This window comes from Limimaricola sp., from assembly GCF_016125575.1.
Classification (GTDB): Bacteria; Pseudomonadota; Alphaproteobacteria; order Rhodobacterales; family Rhodobacteraceae; genus WGLM01.
The window spans coordinates 188,515-212,175 of the sequence record NZ_WGLM01000005.1 but is presented as its reverse complement, the minus strand read 5'-3'; the positions used below and the strand labels follow the sequence as shown (position 1 = coordinate 212,175).

Genomic DNA, 23,661 nt, shown 5'->3' with positions numbered 1-23,661 from the left:
CCCCGCACCCCCGGAGTATTTGAGGCCAGAAGAAGGACAACCCGATGACCGAGACTGAGCCCCTGCTGGAGATCGACAACCTTTCGATTTCCTTCTTCACCCGTCTGCGGGAGATCCCCGCGGTGATGGATTTCTCGGCCAAGATCATGCCCGGCGAGGCGCTGGGGCTGGTGGGCGAGTCGGGTTGCGGCAAGTCCACCGTGGCGCTTGGCGTGATGCAGGACCTTGGCGTCAACGGCCGCATCGTGGGGGGTGCGATCCGCTTCAACGGGCGCGATCTTTGTTCAATGACACCCGAAGAGCTGCGCAAGATCAGGGGCAAGGAAATTGCCATGATCTACCAAGAGCCGATGGCGAGCCTGAACCCTGCGATGAAGATCGGCCAGCAGCTGATGGAAGTGCCGATGATCCACGAGGGGATCAGCGAGTCCGAGGCGCGCAAGCGGGCGCTGGAAGTGGTCACCGACGTGAAGCTGCCCGACCCCGAGCGCATCCTGCGCGCCTACCCGCACCAGCTTTCGGGTGGCCAGCAGCAGCGTATCGTGATCGCCATGGCGCTGATGTCCAAGCCGGCACTGCTGATCCTCGACGAGCCGACAACCGCGCTGGACGTGACGGTTGAGGCGGCCGTGGTGGAGCTGGTCAAGGATCTTGGCCGCAAGTACGGCACCTCGATGCTGTTCATCAGCCACAACCTTGGCCTGATCCTCGAGACCTGCGACCGGGTCTGCGTGATGTATTCGGGCGAGGCGGTGGAGCGCGGCAATATCTCGGACGTGTTCGACACGATGCGCCACCCCTACACGCAGGCGCTGTTCCGGTCGATCCCGCTGCCGGGTGCGGACAAGAATGCGCGCCCGCTGGTGGCCATTCCCGGCAACTTCCCCCTGCCCCATGAGCGCCCGCCGGGCTGCAACTTTGGCCCGCGCTGCGACTATTTTCAGGAGGGCCGCTGTGACGCGCGCGACATTCCCATCGTTGGCGTGCCGGGCAACGAGCGGCACTGGTCCCGCTGCCTGCGCTTCGACGAGATTGACTGGGATGCGCCGCCCGCCGACGTGATCACCAAGACCAAGGGCGACATCGGCCCGGTGGTCCTGAAGATGGACAACCTCAAGAAATATTACGAGGTTGCGGCCAACGCGCTGTTCGGTGGTGGCGACAAGAAGGTGGTCAAGGCCAACGAGACCCTTAGCTTCGAGGCCCGCGAAAGCGAAACGCTGGCCATCGTCGGAGAATCGGGCTGTGGCAAATCGACCTTCGCCAAGGTGCTGATGGGGCTGGAGACGGCGACCGACGGCAAGATCCTGATCGACAACCGCGAGATCCAGTCGACCCCGATCGAACGGCGCCTGACCAAGGATGTCGCCGATATCCAGATGGTGTTCCAGAACCCCTTCGACACGCTGAACCCCTCGATGACGGTGGGCCGGCAAATCATGCGGGCACTTGAGATCTTCAAGGTCGGCAAGAACGATTCCGAGCGGCGCGACCGGATGTTGACGCTGCTGGACCTGGTCAAGCTGCCGCGTGCCTTTGCCGACCGAATGCCGCGTCAGCTGTCAGGCGGGCAGAAACAGCGCGTGGGTATCGCCCGCGCCTTTGCCGGCGGTGCGCGCATCGTTGTCGCGGACGAACCTGTTTCGGCCCTTGACGTGTCGGTGCAGGCGGCGGTCACGGACCTGCTGATGGAAATTCAGCGCGAACAAAAGACGACACTTCTCTTCATCAGTCACGACCTGTCGATCGTGCGCTATCTCTCGGACCGGGTGATGGTGATGTACCTCGGCCACGTGGTGGAACTGGGCACGACCGATCAGGTCTTCAGCCCGCCCTACCACCCCTATACCGAGGCGCTGCTGTCGGCCGTGCCGATTGCCGACACCAAGGTCCAGAAGAAGCACATCGTGCTGGAAGGCGACATTCCTTCGGCGATGAACCCGCCATCGGGCTGCCCGTTCCAGACGCGCTGCAGCTGGAAGTCGAAAGTGCCGGGCAATTTGTGCGATACCGAGGTGCCGCCGCTGCGCAAGATGGCCGAAGGGCACCACATCAAGTGCCACCTTTCGGATGAAGAGCTGGCCGCGATGGAACCGGTGATCAAGATCGCCGCCGAATAGCGACGATCGGGCACGCCCGGATCGGGGCGGCCGGAGCCTGCGATTACGATGCGCGGCCGGCCCGATCAGTGCCTCTGGCCCCTGCTTCGCCCTGCAGATATTTTTCTTTCATTAACCTTGTTGCGATGATGTAACGGGGCACGAAAAGACGGATTCAACACCTATCGGACGGAGGATGACATGGCCGGTGTGAACAAGGTGATCTTGCTGGGGAACCTCGGCCGCGACCCGGAAGTGCGCACCTTCCAGAACGGTGGAAAGGTGGTGAACCTGCGCGTCGCGACCTCTGACACATGGAAGGACCGCAACACCGGCGAGCGCAAAGAGCGGACCGAGTGGCATTCCGTTGCGATTTTCAACGAGCCTCTGGGGCGCATCGCCGAGCAATACCTGCGCAAGGGGTCCACCGTTTACCTTGAAGGTCAGTTGGAAACCCGCAAGTGGCAGGACCAGTCCGGTCAGGACCGTTACACGACCGAGGTGGTGCTGCGCCCCTATTCCGGCGCGCTGACGCTTGTGGGTGGCCGTGGTGAAGGTGGCGGTAGCGGCGGTGGCGGCGGCAGCTACGGCTCTGATCAGGGCGGCGGCTATGACAGCGGCCCCTCGGCCCCGGCGGGCGGCGGCCGCGACCTTGACGACGACATTCCGTTCTGAGCGCGGGACCGGATAACGAAAAAGGGCCGCGGAAATCCGCGGCCCTTTCTGCATATAGGGGTCTCTGAACGCCGATCAGCGCTTGGAGAACTGGAAGCTCCGGCGGGCCTTGCGGCGGCCGTATTTCTTGCGTTCCACCACGCGGCTGTCGCGGGTCAGGAAACCGGCGGCCTTCAGCGCGCCGCGCAGGGTGGGGTCGTAAAGCTGCAGCGCCTTCGAGATGCCGTGCTTGACCGCACCGGCCTGGCCCGAAAGACCACCACCGGCGACCGTCGCATTCACGTCAAACTGGCCCGAGACACCGGCGACGGTGAAGGGCTGGCGCAGGATCATCTGCAGCACAGGACGCGCGAAGTAGACGGCCATTTCCTTGCCGTTCACGGTCACCTTGCCGGAACCGGGGCGGATCCAGACGCGGGCGACCGCATCCTTGCGCTTGCCGGTGGCGTAGGCGCGGCCCAGCGCGTCACGCACCGGCTCGCGCGGGGTTTCAACCTCGGCGACCGGCGCAGTGCCCTCGGCCACTTCCGACAATTGATCGAGCGATTTGATTTCGGTGGCCATGATCAAGCGGTCCTCGTGTTCTTCTTGTTCATCGACGCAACGTCGAGAACCTCGGGCTTTTGCGCGTCCATGCCATGGGCGGTACCGGCGAAGACCCGCAGGTGGGCCAGCTGCTTGCGGGCCAGCGCGTTGCCGGGCGTCATCCGCTTGACGGCCTGCATGATGACACGCTCGGGATGGGCGCCGTCCAGCAGTTCACCCGTGGTGCGGAACTTGATCCCGCCGGGATGGCCCGTGTGCCAGTAGTTTTTCTCGGAGCGCTTGTTACCGGTGATCTGCACCTTCTCGGCGTTGATCACGATGACATTGTCGCCCATGTCCATGTGCGGCGTGAAGGACGGCTTGTGCTTGCCGCGCAGACGCATGGCGATGATCGAGGCAAGACGGCCCAGAACCACGCCTTCGGCGTCGATCAGGATCCATTTCTTGTCGATATCCGCCGGGGTAGCGGTAAAGGTTTTCATATCTCACCAGAAAGGTTCGGGGAGGGCCAGCGCCCCCCAACGTTCGGATGGGCGGGTTATAGCGATGCCATGCGTACCGTCAAGCGCATTGATCCTGCAATAATTATTAGTTATCAATGCTTTGCAAAATAGGTATTATTTTACCCCATACTTTTCGGCGGGATTGCATAGGTCAGGCCCGCACGCGCCACCACGGCCTCTTCAGCGCCCTCGCTGACTAGGTGGACCTCGCCCACGGCAAGGCTGCGGCCCAACTTCAATATCCGCGCCCGCGCCAGCAGATCGCGCCCCGCGGCGGGCTTGCGCATGAAGTCGATGGAGCAGTTCGTTGTCACTGCCAGCGCCACCGGCCCGATCATCGCAAGGATCGCAAGGTAGACCGCGACATCGGCCAGCCCGAACATCGTGGGCCCCGAAACGGTACCGCCGGGACGCAGGTGCCGTTCGGCCACCTTCAGCCGGAGGGTCATCGCCCCCTCCTCCACCGTCTCGACGGCGAAGTCATCCGCAACCTGCGGAAACTCGGATTGCAGGAAGGCCGTCAACGCCGTCTTGTCCATCATCAGCGCCATCGCTTCCCCCTGCCCGTTCGCTGCCCTAGAGTGCCCTCGAATTGAGGCAAAACGACTGAAGAGGCAAGCATGACGCTGGTGACACGCAACGACGAGAACGGCATCGCCACACTGACGCTGAACGCGCCGGAAAAGCTCAATGCGCTGTCGGACGCGATGATCGCGGCGTTGCAGGCCGAATGCGACAGGCTGGCCGAGGACCGCAGCATTCGCGTGGTCATCCTCGCCGCGACGGGCAAGGCGTTCTGCGCGGGCCACAACCTGAAGGAAATGCAGGCCGGCCGCCAGTCTCCCGACAAGGGGGCTGCCTATTTCGCCGATCTCTTTGCACGTTGTTCACGGCTGATGCTCAGCCTGCAAAGTCTGCCGCAGCCGGTGATCGCGCAGGTCCAGGGCGTGGCTGTCGCCGCTGGATGCCAGCTGGTCGCGACCTGCGACATGGCCGTTGCGGCCGACCACGTCCGCTTTGGCGTCAATGGCGTCAATATCGGGCTTTTCTGTTCGACCCCGATGGTGGCGCTGACCCGCGCCGTGCCGCGCAAGGCCGCCTTCGAGATGCTGACGACGGGCCGCCTGATCGACACGGCCGAGGCCCATCGCCTGGGCCTGATCAACCGCGCCGTCCCCGCCGCCGATCTGGAAGCCGCAACGCAAGAGCTGGCCCGCACGGTTGCCAACAAGCTCGCCGTCGCGGTGCGCATCGGCAAGCGCGCCTTCTACGACCAGGCCGCGCTGGACACCGAGGCGGCCTATGCCTTGGCTGGCCAGGTCATGACAACCAACATGCTAGAGCCCGACACCGATGAAGGCATCGCGGCCTTCCTCGACAAGCGCCCGCCCGCCTGGAAGCCCTGACCCCTCATCTTGCCCGAAATACTCCGGGGGAGCGCGCAAGGCGCGCGGGGGCAGCGCCCCCTAAAGCCCGTAAATGGCGCCGAACTTCGCCTCGAGGTAATCGAGCAGCGGCCCTTCTGACGGTTCCGCGCCGGTCGCGTGAATGATCGTTGCGCGAGGCTCCCGCAAGCCGCCGTGCCTCTGCAGGTTCTTGCGCAGCCAGCCAGTGGCGCGCGCGAGGTCGCCGCGGGACAGGTCGTCGTCCAGATCGGGCAGCGCGGCACGCATCGCGGCATGCAGGCAGCCGGCATAGACGTTGCCCAGCGTGTAGGTCGGGAAATAGCCGAACAGCCCCTCCGACCAGTGCACGTCCTGCAAGATCCCGTTCGAGGGCTTGTCGACGGCAAATCCGAAATCGGCCAGAAACCGGTCGTTCCACGCCGCCTCGAGGTCGGCCACGGCAAGGTCGCCGGTCACCAGCGCGCGTTCGAGATCGAACCGCAGCAGGACGTGCAGGTTGTACTGCACCTCGTCCGCTTCGGTGCGGATGTAGCCGTTGTGGACGCGGTTGACCGCGGCATGAAACGCCTCTTCGCTGGTCACGCCGATGTCACCGAAGGTGTCGCGCATCTGCCCGTAAAGCCAGCCGGTAAAGGCGCGGCTGCGGCCCAGCTGGTTCTCATAGATCCGGCTCTGGCTTTCATGCACGCCCATCGACACGCCGTTGCCCAGGGGCGTCAGCAGGTAGTCGGCATCGATGCCCTGTTCGTAACAGGCATGCCCCACCTCGTGGATGGTCGAGTAGAAGCAGTTGAACGGATCGGTCGGGCTGGTGCGCGTGGTGATCCGCACGTCAAGGCCAGAGCCGGACGAGAACGGGTGCACCGCCTTGTCGATCCGGCCCTTGTCCATGTCGTAGCCGAAGGTCTGCGCCAGCAGGCGCGACAGCTTCAGCTGCCCCGCTTCGTCGAAGGTGCCACGCAATGGCGCGGGCTGATGCCGCGCGAGGATCGCCGTGCGCAGGGCCACCAGCCGCGGGCGCAGCGCGGCGAACATCGTCACCAGATCGGCCGACTTGTTGCCGGGTTCGTAGTCATCATGCAGCGCGTCGTAGAGGTCGCCATCGCCGGCAAGGCAAGCTGCCTCTTCGCGCCGAAGAGTCACGACCTTGTCCAGCATCGGCAGGAAGGCCGCGACATCCTCGTCGGCGCGGGCCTGCGCCCAGACCCGGTGGGCCAGCGACGTGGTGCGCGCCAGTTCGGCGGCCAGCCGCGCCGGCACCTTCATGGTGCGGTCGTAGGACCGGCGGATGTGGCGCAGGTTGGCGGCGGCAACCGCGTCGGCGGCGACTGCGCGGTCCAGCCACTCTCCCACCCGCGGGTCGGTCTGGCGCGCGTGCAGGACATTGGCGATGGCAGCGTGTTCTTCGGCCCGCTGCGGCGTTGCGCCCGCGGGCATCATGGTTTCCTGGTCCCAGCCCAGGCGCCCGGCGATCTGCCCCAGCGCCTCGGTCTCGTGCTGGAACGCCATAAGCTCGGCATAGGCATCGGTATTGGCGGTCATCGTGTGGTTCCCCGGATGGATTGCGGCAAGGGATAGCGGGCAAGGAAACGCGCCCGCAGGATCAGCACCCACAGCACCACCGCGCCCACCTGGTGGACGATGGCAAGATGGACCGGAGCCGAATAAAGCACCGTGAAGATGCCCAACGTCATCTGCACCAGAACCCAGATCGCCAGCATGGTGAAGCCTGCCCGGATCGAGGCATTGGGGGAGCGGCGCGCGCGCGTCCACGTGAAGAGAACGAGTAGCACCAACAGATAGGCTGTGCAGCGGTGAATGAACTGCACCAGCCCCGGATCCTCGAAGAAGTTGCGCCAGACCGGTGCCAGCGTGAACGGATCGGGCGGCAGGAACGACGCACCATCCATCGTTGGCCAATATGGAAAGGCCCGGCCCGCGTCGATGCCTGCCACCAGCGCCCCCAGCAGGATCTGCAAGAAACCCAGCGACATGACCGTCGTGCCAAGGCCAAAGAGCCGCGGTTCGGCCTGCCGGCGTGCCTGCAACAGGTCAGCCTCGCGCCGGCCCAGCTGGAAGATGAACCACGCGGTAAAGCCGAAGATGATGAACGCCAGCCCCAAGTGCGTGGCCAGCCGGTAGGAGGCCACGCGCAGCATGCCCGTCTGCAATCCGCTGGAAACCATCCACCAGCCGATCGCCCCTTGCAGCCCGCCAAGCGCGCCCAATAGCAGCAGCCGTCCGGTCCAGCCCGGCGGAATGCGCTTGGTGGCCCAGAAGAAAACGAACCCCAGCGCCCAGACCAACCCGATAGTGCGGCCCAGCTGCCGGTGTCCCCATTCCCACCAGAACAATGCCTTGAAGGCATTCAGGCTCATGCCGTTGTTCTGCAACTGGTATTGCGGCGTCGCCTGGTACCGGGTGAACTCGGTCTGCCAGTCGGCTGCGTTCATCGGCGGCAGGGCCCCGGTGACGGGCGCCCATTCGGTGATCGACAGGCCAGAGCCGGTCAGCCGCGTCAGCCCGCCCACCGCGATCATGATCGCAACCAGCGCGAAGATTACCATCAGCCAGGCCCGGATCGCACCGCGGGCGCCGCGCCGCGCCTTGTCGATTCCGCCGGGCGCCGTGGCGGCAAGACTTGCCCGGTTGCCGTCTGCCACCTCTTCAAAGATCGCGCGGGGTTTGCTGCCAGGTTTCTGGGCCATCTATTCGCTCCGTCCGGTAGTGGCGCGCAACCTAGGCGTTGGGCCGGGGCGCGGCAAGCTTCAGCGCGCCTTGGCCCAATGGACCATCTGCCGCAGGACGCCATGCAGCGTTTGCACATCGGCCCGCGTCATCGGCATCCGGCTCCAGAGGTTGCGCAGGTTAAGCTTCATGCTTTCGGCCTTGTGGTCCGGAAAGAAGAAGCCGGCCTCGTCAAGCTGCGTCTCGTAATGCTCTGCAAGTTTCTCGATCTCGATCTGCTCGGCCCAGACGGCGCCGGCCATCTCGACCCGACCGGGCATGACCGTCTCGGTTGCCCGACGCCATTCATAGCCCGTCAGGAGAACACATTGCGCAAGGTTGAGCGAAGGGAAATCGGGGTTGACCGGCACTGTGATGATGGCGTTGGCGCGGGCAATATCCTCGTTTTCCATCCCCGTGCGCTCGGGCCCGAAGAGAACGGCCACCTTTTCGCCGCGTGCCACGCGGGTCGCCGCCTCGGCCATCGCGGCATCGGGGGCCAGAACGGGCTTTGTCAAACCGCGCGGACGGGCTGTCGTTGCATAGACGTAAGAACAATCGGCAATCGCGTCGGCTGTCGTGTCGTAAAGCTGGGCCTCGTCCAGCAGCCGCCCCGCGCCACTGGCCATCGCCACGGCTTTGGAATTGGGCCAGCCATCGCGCGGATTGACCACCCGCATCCGGTCAAGGCCAAAATTCCACATGCCCCGGGCGGCGGCGCCGATGTTCTCGCCCATCTGCGGGCGGATCAGGACGAAGGCAGGTTGCGGCGTTCCGGTGGGCATTCTTGGTCCTCCTTGACGGCTGCGGCGTGGTATCGTGGCAAGGCAGGCATGGCAAGGAGACGGCAATGGCCTTTGACGCGGGACTGGTGGAACTGATCCGGGGCGATCTGGCCGAGGTGGAAGGCATCACCGAGAAACGGATGTTCGGCGGCATCTGCTTTTTGCAACACGGCAATATGCTTTGCGGCGTCAGTGCCCAAGGCGCGATGTTCCGCGTCGGCAAGGACAGCGAAGCAGCCGCCCGCGCGATCCCCGGCACCGGGCCGATGCAATTCACCGGGCGGTCGATGGCAGGCTTCGTCGATGCCGACGACGATCTGATGGCCGATGACGCGCGGCGCGGGCGGGTCATGGCGCTGGCCTTGGCCTATCTCGCCACACTGCCGCCGAAGTAGCCAATCCTTTCAAAGGCGGCTAGAACGGCGCGACTGAAGACGTCCTTGAGCGGAATCCAACATGGCCGAGCCTGCCGACCTGCCCCAGATCTACCTGATTACCCCGCCCGAATTCGACCTGTCGGCATTTCCTGACCGGCTGGCGGCTTGCCTCGATGCAGGCCCCGTGGCCTGCGTGCGGCTGGCACTGGCCACGCGCGACGAGGACCGCGTGGCGCGCGCCGCCGATGCGTTGCGCGAGATTACCCACGCCCGCGACGTGGCGCTGGTGATCGAGGCGCATGTGCTGCTGGTCGAACGTTTGGGCCTCGACGGCGTCCACCTGACCGATGCCGCCCGTTCGGTTCGCAAGGTGCGCAAAGACCTTGGCGAGGACGCCATCGTCGGCACTGACTGCGGGAATTCCCGTCATGACGGGATGACCGCTGGGGAACTGGGGGCGGACTATGTCAGTTTCGGACCGGTCGGTCAGACGCCGCTTGGTGACGGGCGGCGGGCCGAGAGCGAACTTTTCCAGTGGTGGTCCGAGATGATCGAGGTGCCTGTCGTGGCCGAGGGCGCGCTTGACACGGCCTTGATCCGGCAACTGGCGCCGATGGCGGATTTCTTTGGCATCGGCGACGAGATCTGGCGTCAGGACGATCCGGTCGCGGCACTTGCCGCATTGCGCGCGGCAATGGGCTGATCGTCCAGCACGCCAGCCTGTGCCAGCCCGCTGCGCACCGTTTCTTCCAGCGCGCGGGCCAGCGCCTTGCGGTTCGCGACATCGGCGACCCGGATCGCAGGATGATGGATCACCGTGACGCTGCCCTGACGGCGTGCGCTCAGCGTCGCCAGCAGATGCGGCCCAAAGGCCATGTCGCCCCACCAGCCGTATTGTCGCGGGTCCGCACCTGCTCCGGCCTGATAAATGACCGAGACGGGCTGGATCAGCATTGTTTCGCGTAGCCCGTCGTCAAAGAAGGCGGCAAAAAGCGTTGGCTTGAACGCCAGCACCCTTCGCCCATCGGTTGAGGTGCCTTCGGGGAAGAACAGCAGCCTGTGGCCCAATGCCAATCGCTCGCGAAAGACGGCGATCTGCACAAGCGTCTCGCGCGGATCGCGGCGAATGAAGACGGTGCCGGTTGCCCGTGCCAGCCAGCCGATACCGGGCCAGCGCGCCACCTCGGATTTCGAGACGAAGTAGATCCGCTGCGCGGCATTGAGTGCGAAGATGTCGAGCCAGCCGGAATGGTTGGCAACGATGGCACCTGCCTGCCGCATCGGCCGCCCCTCAAGCCGGTAGCGGATGCCGAGAATGGGAAAGGCCGCGCGGCAGACGCTTTGCGTGATGAAAGGCGTAACCGGCCGGTGCGCGCCACATAGTGGCCGCTCCACCAATCGCACCAGCAACAGCAGGCCCAGACCCCCAAAGACGACGACGCCAAGAACCAGCGCGCGCAAGATCGCCAATGTCCAGCCGGACAGACCCAACGGCGGTGCGTCGGGGCGGGCGTCGATCCACGTCATGCGCCGCGGCCCGCGCGGGTGTAAAGCGCGCGCCGGGTCTCGTTCATGCGCGCGGTGTCCATCACAAGACAGACGTCGGTGGTGTTGAAGGCATGGTCGACAAAGGCCCCCTCGCCCACCATGCCGCCCAGACGCAGGTAGGCCTTGATCAGCGCCGGCATCTGGCGCAGCGCGGCCAACCGGTCGACGGCATCTGCCGGCAGCAGGTTCATGTCCTGAAAGCGTTCGTCGATCGCGCGCACCCGCAATTCGGGTGGTGCGAGATGGCCATGGTGAAGAAAGGACAATGGCTGGCGCAGCGCGGCAACGTCCGTGCCATGAAACGACGCGGTGCCGAATAAAACCTCGACAGCATGCTGCGCGACGTAATCGGCCAGCGCATTCCACAAGTGCACCATCGCGGTGCCACCGCGATAGTCACGATGCAGGCAAGACCGGCCAAGCTCCAGAAGCCGTCTGCCCGACCGTATCAACGGCCCGATGTCATATTCTGCGGCAGTGTAGAACCCGCCTGCTTTCGCGGCCTGCTCTGCCCGCATCAGGCGATAGACGCCCACGACGGGCCTATCCTCGCGCATCGGATCAATCAGTAGCAAATGATCGGCGACATCGTCGAACCGGTCCCGCTCCAGCCGCGCAGCATGATCGACCAGCGGCCCGTCGCCACCCAGTTCGGCCACGAACACCTCGTAGCGTAAGGCCTGCGCCGCACGCAGGTCAGCCGCATCACGCGCGAGGCGTACTTCGAAATCTGGAAAGGATTGTTTCATGCGCCCGTGACAGCACTACGTATCCGTGCCGCGCATCTAGGGGCAGGCCCCGGCATGGCGCAACCCCTCAGGCCCACGAAGGCAGTTGACTCGGATTTCACCTTTGCTACCTTGGGTTGTGTCATCAAGGTTCTGCGGAAACCAGCACGAGGGAGACGCGGTTGCCATCTATCACTACCTTACCGGCCTCGCGGAAATTGACGGTGACCTTGCCCTCGATATTCGACTGCACTTGTCCCACGCCCCAATCGGGCCTGTCGGGATGGCTGACCAGCATGCCGGGCTGCAATATCGCGGTGATCTCGTGCATTCAGACCTCCTTGGCGTTGCGCGGATGAGCACGCACCGGCTGGACCTGCCGGCGCTGATCGGCTCGCGCATATGCCATGACCTTATCAGCCCGCTGGGCGCGATCGGCAACGGCATCGAACTGTTGCACCTGACCGGTACGGCCGAAGGGGCCGAGATGGCCCTCATCAGCGAAAGTGTCGAAAGCGCCAGCGCGCGCATCCGCTTTTTCCGCATTGCCTACGGGGCCGCCGCGCCGGACCAGTTGATATCGCGCGCCGAGGTGACGGCGGTGTTGGGCGCTTCGGCGCGCGGCGGGCGCTTGTCCTACATGTGGGAGCCGGCCGACGATCAGCCCCGTGACGCAGTGCGTATGGTCTTTCTTGCGTTGCAATGCCTCGAATCGGCGATGCCGCATGGCGGCGACATCGCGGTGCGCCGCGACGGGCCAGACTGGCAGATCGTGGCCGAGGCCGCCCGCATTCGCCTTGATGACGATCTGTGGGCCTGTCTGACGACGCCGCGTCATCGTGCCGCGATCGGCCCTGCGCAGGTGCAGTTCGCGCTTTTGCCCGAGGCGCTGGCGCAGGCAGGGCGCATGCTGTCGCTCGATATTGCCGATGGCAGCGTCACCCTGCGGTTCTAGGGCTATCAGGCCCGGATCGTTCCGTTGCCGGTCACCAGGTACTTGAAACTGGTCAGCTGCTCGGCCCCGACCGGGCCACGCGCATGCAGCTTGCCCGTTGCGATTCCGATCTCGGCGCCCATCCCGAACTCGGCCCCGTCTGCGAACTGGGTCGAGGCGTTGCGCATCAGGATCGCACTGTCGAGCCGTTCGAAGAAGCGCGCGGCGGTGGCATCGTTTCCGGTCAGGATCGATTCGGTGTGCTGGCTGCCGTAGCGACGGATATGAGCAATCGCCTCGTCCACGCCATCGACCAGTTTCGTCGCGATGATCATGTCGAGGAATTCGCGCCCGAAGTCATCCGCCTTCGCGCGCACCGTTCCGGGCACCTTGGCCAGCTCGCCCTCGGCCCGCACTTCGACGCCCGCCTTCAGCAGGTCCTCGATCAGGACCGCACCGTGTTTGGTGTAGAACTGCCAGTCAATCAGCAGGCACTCGGCGGCGCCGCAGATGCCGGTGCGCCGGGTCTTGGCGTTCAGCACCACCGCGCGGGCCATCTCCAGATCGGCATCGCGGTCGACATAGACGTGGCAGATCCCTTCGAGATGGGCAAAGACCGGTACCCGCGCTTCGGCCTGCACCAGCCCGACCAGCCCCTTGCCCCCGCGCGGCACGATCACGTCGATCACGCCCGTGGCGGTCAGCATCGCGCTGACGGCGGCGCGCTCGCGCGTCGGGACCAGCTGGATCGCGTCCTCGGGCAGGCCCGCCTGGCGCAGGCCGGTCTGCAGGCAGGCGTGGATCGCCGTGGAGGAATGAAAGCTTTCCGAGCCGCCGCGCAGGATCACCGCGTTGCCCGCCTTCAGGCACAGCGCGCCCGCGTCGGCGGTGACGTTGGGCCGGCTTTCATAGATCACGCCCACCACGCCAAGCGGCGTGCGCACGCGCTGGATGTGCAGCCCGCTGGGACGGTCCCATTCGGCCATGACCTGCCCAACCGGATCGGCCTGTTCGGCCACGGCGCGCAAGCCATCCACGATGGCGCGCACGCGCCGCTCGTCCAGGATCAGCCGGTCCATCATGGCTGCGCTAATCCCCTTGGCCTCGCCAAAAACCTGGTCCTCGGCATTGGCGTCGATGATTGCCTGCCGGTTTTCCCAGACGGCATGGGCCGCGCCGACAAGGGCGGCATGCTTGCGCTCGGCGCTGGCAAAGGCCAGTTCGGCCGCGGCGGCCTTGGCTCGGCTGCCGATCTCGGCCATCAGGGCGGGAATGTCGGTCAGGTCTTTCATGTCATAACACCATGTCGTCGCGGTGGATCAGCGCGGTCCGGCCCTTGTAGCCCAGAATCGCCTCGATGTCAGTGCTGCGCCGGCCAAGGATCGCGCGCGTTTCCTCGGCGGTATAGCGCGTCAGGCCAAGGCCCAGCCGCGCGCCCGCGGCGTCCACGATCGCCACCGGATCGCCCCGGCCGAACCGGCCGGACACCGCGCGCACCCCCGCGGGCAGCAGGCTCTTGCCCTGTGCCAGCGCCGCGGCGGCCCCGGCATCAACCGAGACTTGGCCCTTGGGCTTCATCGCGGCAATCCAGCGCTTGCGCGCCGCCTGCGGGTCGGTCTGCGCGGTGAACCATGTGGCCGGTGCACCATTTTCAAGCACTGTCAGTGGGTTGAGAGGCGTTCCCAAGGTGATGACCATGGTGCAACCCGCCTCGGTCGCCACCTTGGCGGCCATGAGCTTGGTAATCATCCCGCCTTTCGACAGGCCCGAAACACCATCGCCCGCCATCGCCTCGATCTCTGGGGTAATCTTGTCAATAACATCAAAGCGTTGTGCGGCACTGTCAATGTTTGGATTGCCAGAATAGAAGCCATCGACATCCGACAGCAGGACCAGTTGATCGGCCCCGCAGGTCACAGCGACCTGGGCCGCCAGCCTGTCGTTGTCGCCATAGCGGATCTCGTCGGTGGCGACGGTATCATTCTCGTTCACGATGGGCGTCACGCCAAGGCCCAGCAGCGTTTCCATCGTCGCACGGGAATTCAGATAGCGCCGGCGGTCAGTGGAATCCTCAAGCGTGACAAGGACTTGCCCGGCGATGATGCCATGCGGCGCCAAGGCCTCTTCATAGGCGCGCGCCAACCGGATCTGGCCGACACTGGCCGCGGCCTGGCTTTGTTCGAGGGCCAGCGGGGTTTTGGGCAGCCCCAATGCGCCACGTCCCAAGGCGATCGAGCCGGAGGATACAAGGATAACTTGCGTTCCGCGGGCACGCAGGCGTGCCACATCTGCGGCCAGCGAGTGCAGCCATTCGGCCCTCAACTGGCCTGTGGCGCGGTCCACCAATAGGGTCGAGCCGACCTTGACGACCAGCCGGCGCGCGTCGGTCAGGGCTGCCACGGGCCTTCCTCCTGCGCCGTGGCGTCCTTCTTCTTCTCGCGCAGGCGTTTCGCGTCAATCCGGGTGCGCAGCGCGCGCAACACGTCGGTCACGCCCTCGCCGGTCACGCCCGACATCAGCATCACAGTGCGCCCGCAGGCTTCGTGTAGGGCGTCCCGCAGTGTTTCACGTGCCTCGTCGTCCAGCGCGTCGATCTTGTTCAGCACGGTGATGCGCGGCTTGCGCGCAAGGCCCGCGCCATAGGCCTTCAGTTCGGCGATGATCGTCTCGTAGTCTGCAATCGGATCGGCGGCGGTACCATCGACAAGATGCAGCAGGACCGCGCAACGTTCGACATGGCCAAGGAAGGTATCGCCCAGCCCACGGCCCTCGGACGCGCCTTCGATCAGGCCGGGAATATCGGCGACGACGAATTCCACGTTGTCGACGCCCACGACACCAAGGTTCGGCACCAGCGTGGTGAAGGGATAATCGGCAATCTTGGGCCGTGCGTTCGAGGTCGCAGCAAGGAAAGTGGACTTGCCCGCGTTTGGCAGGCCCAGAAGACCCACGTCGGCGATCAGCTTCAGCCGCAACCAGATCGTCCGCTCCACCCCGGCCTGACCGGGGTTGGCATGTCGCGGGGCCTGGTTGGTGGCGGATTTGAAATGCAGGTTGCCGAAACCGCCATTGCCACCCCGTGCAAGGATGACGCGCTGGCCGACCTCCGTCATGTCGGCAATCAGCGTTTCTTCATCCTCGTCAATAATTTCGGTGCCCACGGGCACCCGCAGGGTAATGTCGTCACCATCAGCGCCAGTGCGCTGCCGCCCCATGCCGCCTTGGCCGTTGCGGGCAAAGAAATGCTGCTGGTAGCGAAAATCGATCAGGGTGTTGAGCCCGTCGACCGCCTCGACAATCACGTCGCCGCCATGGCCACCGTCGCCGCCGTCGGGCCCGCCATATTCAACGAATTTCTCGCGCCGGAACGACACGCAGCCATTTCCGCCCGTGCCGGAGCGGATGTAGACTTTGGCAAGATCGAGAAACTTCATCGGGCGGCCCTTCGCGGCGTCAAGCCCCGGCGATACTGCATCGGCGCGGGCTTCTCAAGGCATCCCAGCGCGCACGGGTCAGCCGCAGCGCGACGCAAGGCGTGTGGACACCACGCGCGCGGCTCATCTCCAGCGTGCGGCCCGTCACGACAAACCCCAGTTTATCCAGCACCCGGGCTGACGCCGCGTTGTCGGCCCAGACGACCGCGCCAACGGCCGAAAGCCCGGCTGCAAAAGCCACGTCCAGCGCATCGGTCGCAGCCCGTGTCATCAGGCCCTGACCCCAAGACGCACGTTCAAGGCAGTATCCCAGCGCACCATCGCTGACGCCAACCGTGCCAACCAGCCGGCCCGCGCGAAAGCAGCCCCAGATGAAGCCGCGCGCGGCGGGAAAGGGGCGGCAACGGGCCGCGGTAAAGGCCAGATCGGCAGGCCACGGCCAGCTGCCCAGTTGCCGTACCACCTGCCAGTCCGACATGATCGCATGAAGCGCATCCAGATCATGCGCGGCAAGGTCGCGGTAGGTCAGCCCCTCAGTCATGGCGGGCCCGCCAGTCCGCCCGGCTCAGCGCAAAGTCGACAGCGTCAACATCCGCACCGCGGGCCGCACAAGGCCGCCGCGCCGTGCCGATCCGTCGAAACCCTGCCTTTTCCAGCACGCGGGCCGAGGCCGGGTTATCAGCCCAGACATCGGCGGTGATGGCGTCCCAGTCATAACGGGCAAAGCTGGCATCGACCAAGGCGCGCACCATTTCGGTGGCATAGCCCTGACCCCAACTGTCGCGGGCGAACATGTAGCCCAGCTTTCCGCCATAAATACCCATCCCGCCGATCAGGTGACCGTCGCGGCAGACAGCGCCGCACAGGCCGTCCTCGTAGGGCACGGGCTCGCACCGGCTGGCGGTGAAGGCGGGGTCGGGCGGCCAGGGCCAGCCTGCCAGCATGCGCACCACGTCCCAGTCGCTGGCAATGGCGTGCATCGGGCCTGCGTCGCCGGGCAGGTTGCGCCGCAATGTCAGGCGTGCGGTCGACACGTCGGCAATGGCCATCGCCCAGGCGGTGCGGGTCAGCCGCATGGTGCGGCCCGGTACTTCGCCACCCCGCGCGAGGGAGACGTGCGCGTGGCGGCCAGTCTCGACAAAGCCCAGCTTGTCCAGCACTCGGCGCGAGCGGTCATTCTCGTCGAAATGGCTTGACGCGATCTCCTCGCGTGACGGGTCGGCAAAGGCCGCGGCGACGGCGGCGCCTGCAGCCTCTGACATGACACCCCGGCCCCAAGCCGAAGGGCTAAGCCAGTAACCGAGCTCTGCACCAACCGAGACGACACCCACCGGCACGTTGCCTTCGGTGATCACCCAGACTGCGCCAATGCTCCCCGCGCGCACCTGTGCAAGGAAATCGGCGGCGTCCTGCAGCGTGTAAGGGTGCGGCACCCGCGTCAGCCAACGCGCCACATCCCAGCGACCCGCCTCGGCGGCGATCCATGGCAGATCGCCCTCGGCCAGCGGGCGCAGCCGCAGCCGTTCGGTGACGATTTCAGGCGGGATCAGCGCCCGGTTTTCAGTGCGTAGGTCCATGTCGGCACCAATGCGCCGCGCGCAACAGAATAGGCCTCGGCATCGCCGAGGTAGTCAAATCCGCAATTCGTCAGCACACGGGCCGAGCCGGGATTGTCCTGAAACACGGCGGCAAAGATCTGTTTGGCCCCTTGCGGGTTGGCCTCGATCAATCCGCGCACTGCTTCGGATGCAATGCCCGTGCCCCAAAGCCCCGGCGCCACCCAGTAAACAATCTCGGACTGGTCGCGGTCCATGCGCTCCAGACTGATCAGCCCCAGCACTTCGTCCAGCCCGTGCGTCGCGCCGTCGATCGCCCAGACATCCGTGCTGCGTTCCGGGCTCAGCGCGCGGTCGATCAGCGCCTCGACCGCACCGGGCGGCAAAGGGTGTGGCAGCGACTGGGTGGCCCGCGCCACGCGGGGGTCCGCGGCGTAAAGCCGGATCAACCCCGCATCCGAGCGGCGCAGCGGGCGCAGCACGAACCGTTCGGTCGTGATCGTCGGCTGTGGCGCAAGTGTTCCGAGCATCGGGACCTCCTCCTCTGGCATCCCATGCGGGCCGTTCTGACCCATCGAGGCTAATTCTTCGTGACAGCCACCGGCATGCTCCTGCCGCAAAAGCGAAAGGGGACCGGCCTCGCCGATCCCCCTGAAGCTATTGCCATGCCGGGTCGGCTTATTCTGCGGCCTCCGCCACCGGAAGCACCGAAATAAAGGTGCGGCCTTTCAGCCCCTTGTGGAACTTCACGGCGCCAGTGGTGGTCGCAAAGATCGTGTGATCGCTACCCATGCCCACGCCCGCGCCCGGCCACATCTTGGTGCCGCGCTGACGCAGGATGATGTTGCCCGGAATCACGGCCTCGCCGCCGAACTTCTTGACGCCAAGCCGCCGGCCTGCGCTGTCGCGGCCGTTGCGGGACGAACCGCCTGCTTTCTTGTGTGCCATGGTCGATTACTCCTTCGCAGCGGCGGCCTTGGCGGCCGCGGTCTTTTTCGGGGCGGACTTCTTGGCCGCGGGCTTTTCCGTCGCGGGGGCGGCTTCGGCCACAACCGCAGGCGCCTTGCCCGCACCGATCGCGGCCTTGACGCCGGTCTTGTCAGCGCCCGCCTCGAGGATGTCGGTAATGCGCACCAGCGTCAGTTGCTGGCGATGGCCCTTCGTCCGCTTGGACGAATGCTTGCGCCGGCGACGAACGAAGTGAATCGTCTTTTCGCCCTTGATCTGGTCGATCACCTCGGCCTGCACGGCGGCGCCGTCGACCATGGGGGCGCCGATCTTGTCGCCAACCATCAGGATGTCGTTGAACTGGATTTTTTCACCGGCGTCGGCCGCCAGCTTTTCGACACGCAGCACGTCGCCCGAAGCGACCTTGTACTGCTTGCCGCCGGTTTTGAGGACCGCAAACATCGTTTCTTCCTTCGTTTCCGCGTCGGCAGGTCCCCCGTTTTCGGGGCGTTCGCGGCCGGAATGGCCACCCTTGGACTGCGCGCCTATCGGCGTCATTATGTACATGTCCCGACAAGGTCCTTGCCGAGATGCGGGCTTATCTGCGTAAGTCGGTATAAAGTCAAGCCCGACAGAGGGACCTTACCAATGGCCATCCGCCCCTTCCTATCGCTGCCTGTGCTGGCTCTCGCGGCGGCCTGCACCGCCGATGGCAACCTCTCGGACAGCATCTTCGGACCGCCCCGGACGGAGGCGCAGCGGACTGCCGATGCGCAGCGGCGCGGCGCGGTGGAGATTGCCGTCAAGTCGACATGGCCCGAGATTCTGGACCAGATCGCGGCAGGCGGCGGCCCGGCCCTCGACGCGGCCTTTGATGCAGCCGGGGTGCCCGCCCAGGACCGGCCAACCCGGCGGGTCCAGTTGCGCGGCAACTACGCCCTTTATGCCGAAAACCCCGGCGCGCTTGTCACCACGCTGCTGCTTTACGGCGGCTAAAGCGGCTTGCGGCCCGCCGCCTCGGCAAGGGCGTGGCCCAACGCGGTGTTGATGTCTTCAGAGATTGTCCCGAACGTGGCGAATGTCGCCGCGTTGAACGCTTGCCCCGCAGGGGTCTCCAGAAACGCGATGTAGGCGTCGACATCGGCATCGGAAATGCTGGAATAGGCCAGTTGCAGGTAGCCGTGCAGCCAATCGGTGGTGGTCCGGTCAAGGTCGCTGGCCTGCGACGAGACAATTTCGAGGATCTGCGCATCACTCATGTCGAGGCCCGGGAATTGCCCGTCGCGCAGCCCGTGAAACAGCGCCAGCAGATCGTTCAGCGTCAGCGCCGTATTGGTCGAGACCATGTCCGTCGCGTCCATCATGCGGCCAAGTTGAAGCGCGCGCGGGGATTGCGCAGCAACCGCTTGACGCCCCGAGGCGAGAGCTGCCGCCTCGATCTGGGGGTCCAGCATGGCACGGCGGGCCTGCAATTCCGCCTCGGCAAAGCGCGTGCCGGTCTGACTTGTCAGGAAGGTAAGGATCGCGTCGGTATCGGCCCCCTGCAGCGCCCCGCGCATCCCCTCGGTAATCCGGTCTATGGTCAGCGTCCGGTCGTAAATGGCGTCGACCTGCGTGATCCACCCGGCGGTGCCGGGGCTGCCCAGATATTGCTGCGACAAGGCATCGCCGTACTGCTCGCCCTCCAGGCGCATCACCGCGATCATCTCGGCTCCGCGCATCGCCGTGACGATCTGGCCGACAGGATCGGGAACCGGCGCCTCGTCGGCGCGCAGAGCGCCCGCACCAAGCGCCAGCATCAGGCTAATTGCGGCACCACGAAGAAAACTGAGGGTCATGGGCAGGCGCCTTTTTGCTTGGGTCGTGCCGTTCTAACCCGCGACTGGTACCGGCACAACGGCGGCGGCTTGGCCTGCCGCGGCAAAGGCGCTACACCGCCGGGCAATAACGCCTTGATGGAGCCTCCCATGCCGCCTCTCTCGCCCCAGGCCGTGAAGACCCAGTTTCAGCGCGCCCTCGATCTGCAGAAACAGGGGCAGCCGCTTCAGGCCTTGGGTATCTACAAAGAGATCGTGGCCGTCGCCCCGCGGATGGCGCAGGCGCAATTCCAGATTGGCCGTATCCTGACCGAGGCCGGCAAACCCGACGAGGCGCTACCGCACCTGACAGCCGCGCGCGCGGCCGCACCGCAGCAGGGCGTGATCTGGCGGGCCATGCTGATCGCGCTGGCCGATCTGGGTAACGCCTCCCAGATAAAGCGGTTCACCCGGGATCTGGCGCAGGCACCATTGCCGCCGGCCGAGAAGGCAGACCTGATGGCCAAGGCCAATCGTGGCGTCGAGGTGGACCTGGGCGGCGCGCCCCGCGCCGAGGTCGACCGGATGATCCGTGTCATCCTGCGCGGTGACAAGGAAAACGGGCTGGCACTGGCCCAGGATCTGCACGCGCGCTTCGGCGAGGTCAGTGTCATCACCAACGGGTTGGCAACCGCGCTGGGGCTGCACATGCGGGAGGAAGAGGCGATCGCCACCTACCGCGTGGCGATCTCGCAAGACCCGCTTGCCCCGCAGATCCGTACCAATTTCGGCCGCTACCTGATGACGGTCAATCAGGATCGGGAGGCGGCCCGCCAGTTACGGCGCGCCCATGAATTGCGCCCGGATTCGATTGGTGTGATGGTGCTTTACGCCCGCGCGCTTCTTGAGATCGGCAATCCCACGAAGAGCCTTGAACTACTTCGCGCGGCCGAAAAGAAAGAGCCCGACAATCCCGGCGTTCTGCACGCCCTTGCCAATACACTCTTCCAGATCGGCAAGACCGACGAGGCCGCCGACATCCGCAATCGGCTGGAGCAGCTTTCGCCGGAAGAGGCGGAAACATGGATGATCGCCGGCAAGGTCGCGCAGACAAAGGGCGATATCAGTGCCGCGGCCGACCACTTCCTCAAGGCGATCGAGCTGAACCCCGACGATGCCGGGGCCTACGCAATGCTCAGCCGGCTTTACAAATTCAAGAAGGACGACCCGCTGATCCCGCGGATCGAGAAGATCTACAACCGCCCCGACCTGCCCGTGAATGCGCGCATCGGCCTGGGCTTTGCCCTTGGCAAGATCTTCGAGGATTCCGGTGAATACGATCGCGTCTTTGGCTTTCTCAATGCGGCCAACGCCGCCACCGCGAAACTCGCCGGTCTCGATCTGGCCAGCTATCGCGAAATCCTTGACGAGGCGCGCGCGCTGGCCACAGAGATTGACTTGCCGGCCATTGCAGCTGCCAACCCGCAGCCTTTTGACCCGATCTTCGTGTCCGGTCTGCCGCGCTCTGGCACCACGCTGGCCGAACAGATCCTGTCATCGCATTCCACCGTCACAGGCGTTGGTGAAGCAACATGGATCGGCGAGATCTTCCGGGCCGAACGGGTGCGCAAGGGCAAGACCTATCTGCAGCTTTTCGGCAATGCCTCTGCGCTGCACAAGGCCGGCGAAGATTATGCCCGCATTGCCCGGATAGAGGCCCCCGACGCCGTTCGTATTGCCGACAAGGGCATGTGGAATCACTTCCTGATCGGGATGATGAAAGCCGCCCTGCCCCGGTCGAAAATCGTGATGCTGAAACGCGACCCGCGCGACAACCTGCTATCTATTTACAAGAACCAGTTCCGTACCGGCTCGCACCCTTACAATTCGGACCTGCGGGCGCTGGCGGTGGTCTATGCCGGCTATGTCGAGATGCTGAAGTTCTGGGAAGACGTGTTTCCCGAAAGCTACTACACCCTCGATTACGACCAGCTGACCGCCGAACCCGAAGCGCAGACACGCGCGCTGCTGGACTATTGCGGGCTGCCCTTCGAAGAGGCGGTTCTGAGTCCCCACAAGACCGCCCGCGACGTGCGCACCCTGTCGGTGGCCCAGGTCCGCCAGCCGATTTACCGCAGCTCTGTGCGCAGCTGGGAACGCTACCGCGAGGACCTCAAGCCGCTTCTCGACGCGCTCGAGGAATTGGGGGTTGCGCCTCCCGAGGACTGAGATTAAAGCCCTGCCAGACCGCGGAGAGGTGCCGGAGCGGTCGAACGGGGCGGTCTCGAAAACCGTTGTGGGTGTGAGCCCACCCAGGGTTCGAATCCCTGTCTCTCCGCCAAAAAATCATTGTAACGTACTGTTTTCATTACAAAATATCGAAAATGGCCAAAGGGTCTTCCCCCTAAACCTCCCCCACACCGAAGACTATGGACCAACTGCTCCAACGCAAATTGAGCGTCGGAGCGAAGCGCCTGAAGTGCTATGAGGGCCCCAACAGAGACGGCGGGCGTTGCGACGCCTCGGGACGTTCCTACGAACCCAGAGCTATCTTCCACGCCATCCTCTTTCGATGTCCTTCTGTTGACCCGATGACGCCTATCAAGGGGTGATCCCGTGTCCGAGCCCGCGGTCAGAGACTTAGAACTGGCACCCAGATGCCGGAACCGGCCTGCCCCCCGGAGCGCAAACGCAACTCGCCTACTGCTACGCTTTCGGCCCAGAGCTGACACTCACGAGGCTGGCCAGCGCTGCAGTGCAGCTTCCCCGACGGTGCCCGACTTCAGCACGCAGTCCCGTCGTCAGAAGACCCTGGCGGTGAATATCCGCTATCGCGGGACCAAGGGGCCACTGCACCTGTTGATCGACAGCACGGGCATCAAAGTCGAGGGCGAAGGTGAGTGGCATGCCCGCAAGCATGGCGGCGCCAAACGACGGGTCTGGCGCAAGATCCACCTTGGGATCGACGAGCAAACGCTGGAGATCCGGGCCGTCGAGATCACCGGCAGCCATATCTGCGATGCGCCGGTGCTGCCCGACCCGCTCAACCAAATCCCGGAGGATCAGGAGATCGGCAGAGTCACGGCAGATGGCGCGTATGACACCCGCAAATGCCATGACGCCATCGCCGACCGCGGCGCTCATGCCGTCATTCCGCCCTGCAGGAACGCAAAGCCCTGGAAGGTAATCACTGCTGGTGCCATGGCACGCAACGAGGCCCTCCGCGCCGCGAGATACCTTGGCCGGGCATTCTGGCGACGATGGAGCGGATATCACCACCGAAGCCGCGTCGAAACGAAGATGCACAGCGTGAAACTACTGGGCCAGCGGCTCATGGCCCGGGACTTCGATCGGCAGGTCGCCGAGATCTAGGTCCACATCGCCATCCTGAACGGCTACACCGCCCTCGGCATACCCGTCACAGAGACCGTGGGATAAATCCGACCGGGGAAACGGGAGCCGCGCCCGTCATCCGATTTGTGCAACAGAGCCCTGTGTGGCGCCGACATGGAGTATCTACATGCTGCGTGAGCGTCGATATGTTTTGTCTTCGTTCTCGTGGACGGGTAGGTTAGCAGCACAATCATATTTAGGGTGAT

24 protein-coding genes, 1 tRNA gene and 3 pseudogenes are annotated in these 23,661 nt (G+C 65.0%); 10 read left to right on the top strand and 18 right to left on the bottom strand.

Features of this window, described 5'->3' with window-relative positions; genetic code table 11:
- Nucleotides 1–44 precede the first annotated feature (44 nt).
- Both GC146_RS12410 and ssb read left to right on the top strand, forming a co-directional pair.
- Complete coding sequence (locus GC146_RS12410) at nucleotides 45–2,120, top strand: ABC transporter ATP-binding protein (RefSeq protein ID WP_291838965.1); 2,076 nt, start codon at nucleotides 45–47, stop codon at nucleotides 2,118–2,120.
- Nucleotides 2,121–2,300: 180 nt separating this feature from the next.
- Nucleotides 2,301–2,774 (top strand): single-stranded DNA-binding protein, encoded by a 474-nt coding sequence (ssb, locus tag GC146_RS12405; protein ID WP_291838962.1) that lies wholly within the window; start codon nucleotides 2,301–2,303, stop codon nucleotides 2,772–2,774.
- Nucleotides 2,775–2,849: 75 nt separating this feature from the next.
- On the opposite strand, the gene rpsI is transcribed toward ssb, so the two are convergent.
- The 3 genes from rpsI to GC146_RS12390 form a co-directional block, all read right to left on the bottom strand.
- Nucleotides 2,850–3,338 (bottom strand): 30S ribosomal protein S9, encoded by a 489-nt coding sequence (rpsI, locus tag GC146_RS12400; protein WP_291838959.1) that lies wholly within the window; start codon nucleotides 3,336–3,338, stop codon nucleotides 2,850–2,852.
- A gap of 2 nt (nucleotides 3,339–3,340) precedes the next feature.
- A complete protein-coding gene (rplM, locus tag GC146_RS12395) occupies nucleotides 3,341–3,802 on the bottom strand; it encodes a 50S ribosomal protein L13 (RefSeq protein ID WP_291838956.1) in 462 nt (153 codons plus the stop codon).
- Nucleotides 3,803–3,942: 140 nt separating this feature from the next.
- A complete protein-coding gene (locus GC146_RS12390; protein ID WP_291838954.1) occupies nucleotides 3,943–4,374 on the bottom strand; it encodes a PaaI family thioesterase in 432 nt (143 codons plus the stop codon).
- 54 nt (nucleotides 4,375–4,428) lie between these two features.
- Here GC146_RS12390 and GC146_RS12385 point away from each other — a divergent pair.
- Nucleotides 4,429–5,229 (top strand): annotated as a pseudogene (locus GC146_RS12385) (enoyl-CoA hydratase); the annotation flags it as partial.
- A gap of 60 nt (nucleotides 5,230–5,289) precedes the next feature.
- Here GC146_RS12385 and GC146_RS12380 read toward each other — a convergent pair.
- The 3 genes from GC146_RS12380 to GC146_RS12370 are packed head-to-tail and all read right to left on the bottom strand — an operon-like array spanning nucleotide 5,290 to nucleotide 8,741.
- Nucleotides 5,290–6,771: a carboxypeptidase M32 gene (locus GC146_RS12380; RefSeq protein ID WP_291838951.1), complete on the bottom strand. Its 1,482-nt coding sequence runs from the start codon at nucleotides 6,769–6,771 to the stop codon at nucleotides 5,290–5,292.
- Nucleotides 6,768–7,937 (bottom strand): heme A synthase, encoded by a 1,170-nt coding sequence (ctaA, locus tag GC146_RS12375; protein ID WP_291838948.1) that lies wholly within the window; start codon nucleotides 7,935–7,937, stop codon nucleotides 6,768–6,770. The genes GC146_RS12380 and ctaA overlap by 4 nt, the downstream gene beginning before the upstream one ends.
- Nucleotides 7,938–7,997: 60 nt before the next feature.
- Entirely contained in the window at nucleotides 7,998–8,741 is a 744-nt protein-coding gene (locus GC146_RS12370; protein WP_291838946.1) for an RNA methyltransferase, read from the bottom strand.
- 65 nt (nucleotides 8,742–8,806) lie between these two features.
- On the opposite strand from GC146_RS12370, the gene GC146_RS12365 reads away from it, so the two are divergent.
- Together GC146_RS12365 and GC146_RS12360 are read left to right on the top strand one after the other, a co-directional pair.
- A complete protein-coding gene (locus GC146_RS12365) occupies nucleotides 8,807–9,136 on the top strand; it encodes a TfoX/Sxy family protein (protein ID WP_291838942.1) in 330 nt (109 codons plus the stop codon).
- 61 nt (nucleotides 9,137–9,197) lie between these two features.
- Nucleotides 9,198–9,821: a thiamine phosphate synthase gene (locus GC146_RS12360; RefSeq protein WP_291838939.1), complete on the top strand. Its 624-nt coding sequence runs from the start codon at nucleotides 9,198–9,200 to the stop codon at nucleotides 9,819–9,821.
- Here GC146_RS12360 and GC146_RS12355 read toward each other — a convergent pair.
- The 3 genes from GC146_RS12355 to GC146_RS12345 form a co-directional block, all read right to left on the bottom strand.
- On the bottom strand, nucleotides 9,770–10,645 hold the full coding sequence (locus tag GC146_RS12355; protein WP_291838936.1) for a lysophospholipid acyltransferase family protein: 876 nt from the start codon (nucleotides 10,643–10,645) through the stop codon (nucleotides 9,770–9,772). The two genes, GC146_RS12360 and GC146_RS12355, sit on opposite strands and share 52 nt — an antisense overlap.
- The gene (locus GC146_RS12350) at nucleotides 10,642–11,415 is read right to left on the bottom strand and encodes a GNAT family N-acyltransferase (protein ID WP_291838933.1); all 774 of its coding nucleotides are present in this window, start codon (nucleotides 11,413–11,415) and stop codon (nucleotides 10,642–10,644) included. The genes GC146_RS12355 and GC146_RS12350 overlap by 4 nt, the downstream gene beginning before the upstream one ends.
- 124 nt (nucleotides 11,416–11,539) lie before the next feature.
- Nucleotides 11,540–11,725, bottom strand: coding sequence for a DUF3553 domain-containing protein (locus GC146_RS12345; RefSeq protein ID WP_291838930.1), 186 nt, complete (start codon nucleotides 11,723–11,725; stop codon nucleotides 11,540–11,542).
- Here GC146_RS12345 and GC146_RS12340 point away from each other — a divergent pair.
- Nucleotides 11,720–12,349, top strand: a complete 630-nt coding sequence (locus tag GC146_RS12340; RefSeq protein ID WP_363241537.1) for a histidine phosphotransferase family protein — start codon at nucleotides 11,720–11,722, stop codon at nucleotides 12,347–12,349. The two genes, GC146_RS12345 and GC146_RS12340, sit on opposite strands and share 6 nt — an antisense overlap.
- 5 nt (nucleotides 12,350–12,354) lie before the next feature.
- On the opposite strand, the gene GC146_RS12335 is transcribed toward GC146_RS12340, so the two are convergent.
- The 8 genes and pseudogenes from GC146_RS12335 to rplU form a co-directional block, all read right to left on the bottom strand.
- Entirely contained in the window at nucleotides 12,355–13,620 is a 1,266-nt protein-coding gene (locus tag GC146_RS12335) for a glutamate-5-semialdehyde dehydrogenase (RefSeq protein WP_291838927.1), read from the bottom strand.
- Between the two features lies 1 nt (nucleotide 13,621).
- Nucleotides 13,622–14,728, bottom strand: coding sequence for a glutamate 5-kinase (proB, locus tag GC146_RS12330; protein WP_291838923.1), 1,107 nt, complete (start codon nucleotides 14,726–14,728; stop codon nucleotides 13,622–13,624).
- Nucleotides 14,716–15,762 carry a GTPase ObgE gene (gene obgE / locus GC146_RS12325; protein ID WP_291838920.1) on the bottom strand — a complete coding sequence of 349 codons (1,047 nt, stop codon included), beginning with the start codon at nucleotides 15,760–15,762 and terminating at the stop codon, nucleotides 14,716–14,718. Before obgE ends, proB begins: the two co-directional genes overlap by 13 nt.
- Before the next feature lie 19 nt (nucleotides 15,763–15,781).
- Nucleotides 15,782–16,303, bottom strand: coding sequence for a GNAT family N-acetyltransferase (locus tag GC146_RS12320; protein WP_291838917.1), 522 nt, complete (start codon nucleotides 16,301–16,303; stop codon nucleotides 15,782–15,784).
- A complete protein-coding gene (locus GC146_RS12315; protein ID WP_291838915.1) occupies nucleotides 16,296–17,339 on the bottom strand; it encodes a GNAT family N-acetyltransferase in 1,044 nt (347 codons plus the stop codon). The genes GC146_RS12320 and GC146_RS12315 overlap by 8 nt, the downstream gene beginning before the upstream one ends.
- Nucleotides 17,309–17,848, bottom strand: coding sequence for a GNAT family N-acetyltransferase (locus tag GC146_RS12310; protein ID WP_291838912.1), 540 nt, complete (start codon nucleotides 17,846–17,848; stop codon nucleotides 17,309–17,311). The genes GC146_RS12315 and GC146_RS12310 overlap by 31 nt, the downstream gene beginning before the upstream one ends.
- Before the next feature lie 148 nt (nucleotides 17,849–17,996).
- Nucleotides 17,997–18,266 (bottom strand): 50S ribosomal protein L27, encoded by a 270-nt coding sequence (rpmA, locus tag GC146_RS12305; protein WP_291838908.1) that lies wholly within the window; start codon nucleotides 18,264–18,266, stop codon nucleotides 17,997–17,999.
- Between the two features lie 27 nt (nucleotides 18,267–18,293).
- Nucleotides 18,294–18,728, bottom strand: a pseudogene (gene rplU / locus GC146_RS12300) (50S ribosomal protein L21); the annotation flags it as partial.
- 186 nt (nucleotides 18,729–18,914) lie between these two features.
- On the opposite strand from rplU, the gene GC146_RS12295 reads away from it, so the two are divergent.
- Complete coding sequence (locus tag GC146_RS12295; RefSeq protein ID WP_291838906.1) at nucleotides 18,915–19,262, top strand: hypothetical protein; 348 nt, start codon at nucleotides 18,915–18,917, stop codon at nucleotides 19,260–19,262.
- Here the strand turns inward: GC146_RS12295 and GC146_RS12290 are convergent.
- Nucleotides 19,259–20,104 carry a hypothetical protein gene (locus tag GC146_RS12290; protein WP_291838903.1) on the bottom strand — a complete coding sequence of 282 codons (846 nt, stop codon included), beginning with the start codon at nucleotides 20,102–20,104 and terminating at the stop codon, nucleotides 19,259–19,261. The two genes, GC146_RS12295 and GC146_RS12290, sit on opposite strands and share 4 nt — an antisense overlap.
- A 129-nt stretch (nucleotides 20,105–20,233) precedes the next feature.
- Between GC146_RS12290 and GC146_RS12285 the strand changes: the two genes are divergently transcribed.
- From GC146_RS12285 to GC146_RS12275, 3 genes and pseudogenes are all read left to right on the top strand, one after another.
- The gene (locus tag GC146_RS12285) at nucleotides 20,234–22,291 is read left to right on the top strand and encodes a tetratricopeptide repeat-containing sulfotransferase family protein (RefSeq protein WP_291838900.1); all 2,058 of its coding nucleotides are present in this window, start codon (nucleotides 20,234–20,236) and stop codon (nucleotides 22,289–22,291) included.
- Between the two features lie 22 nt (nucleotides 22,292–22,313).
- Nucleotides 22,314–22,403 (top strand) — tRNA-Ser (locus GC146_RS12280).
- 431 nt (nucleotides 22,404–22,834) lie between these two features.
- Nucleotides 22,835–23,500: pseudogene (locus GC146_RS12275) on the top strand (IS5 family transposase); the annotation flags it as partial.
- Between the last annotated feature and the right edge of the window lie 161 nt (nucleotides 23,501–23,661).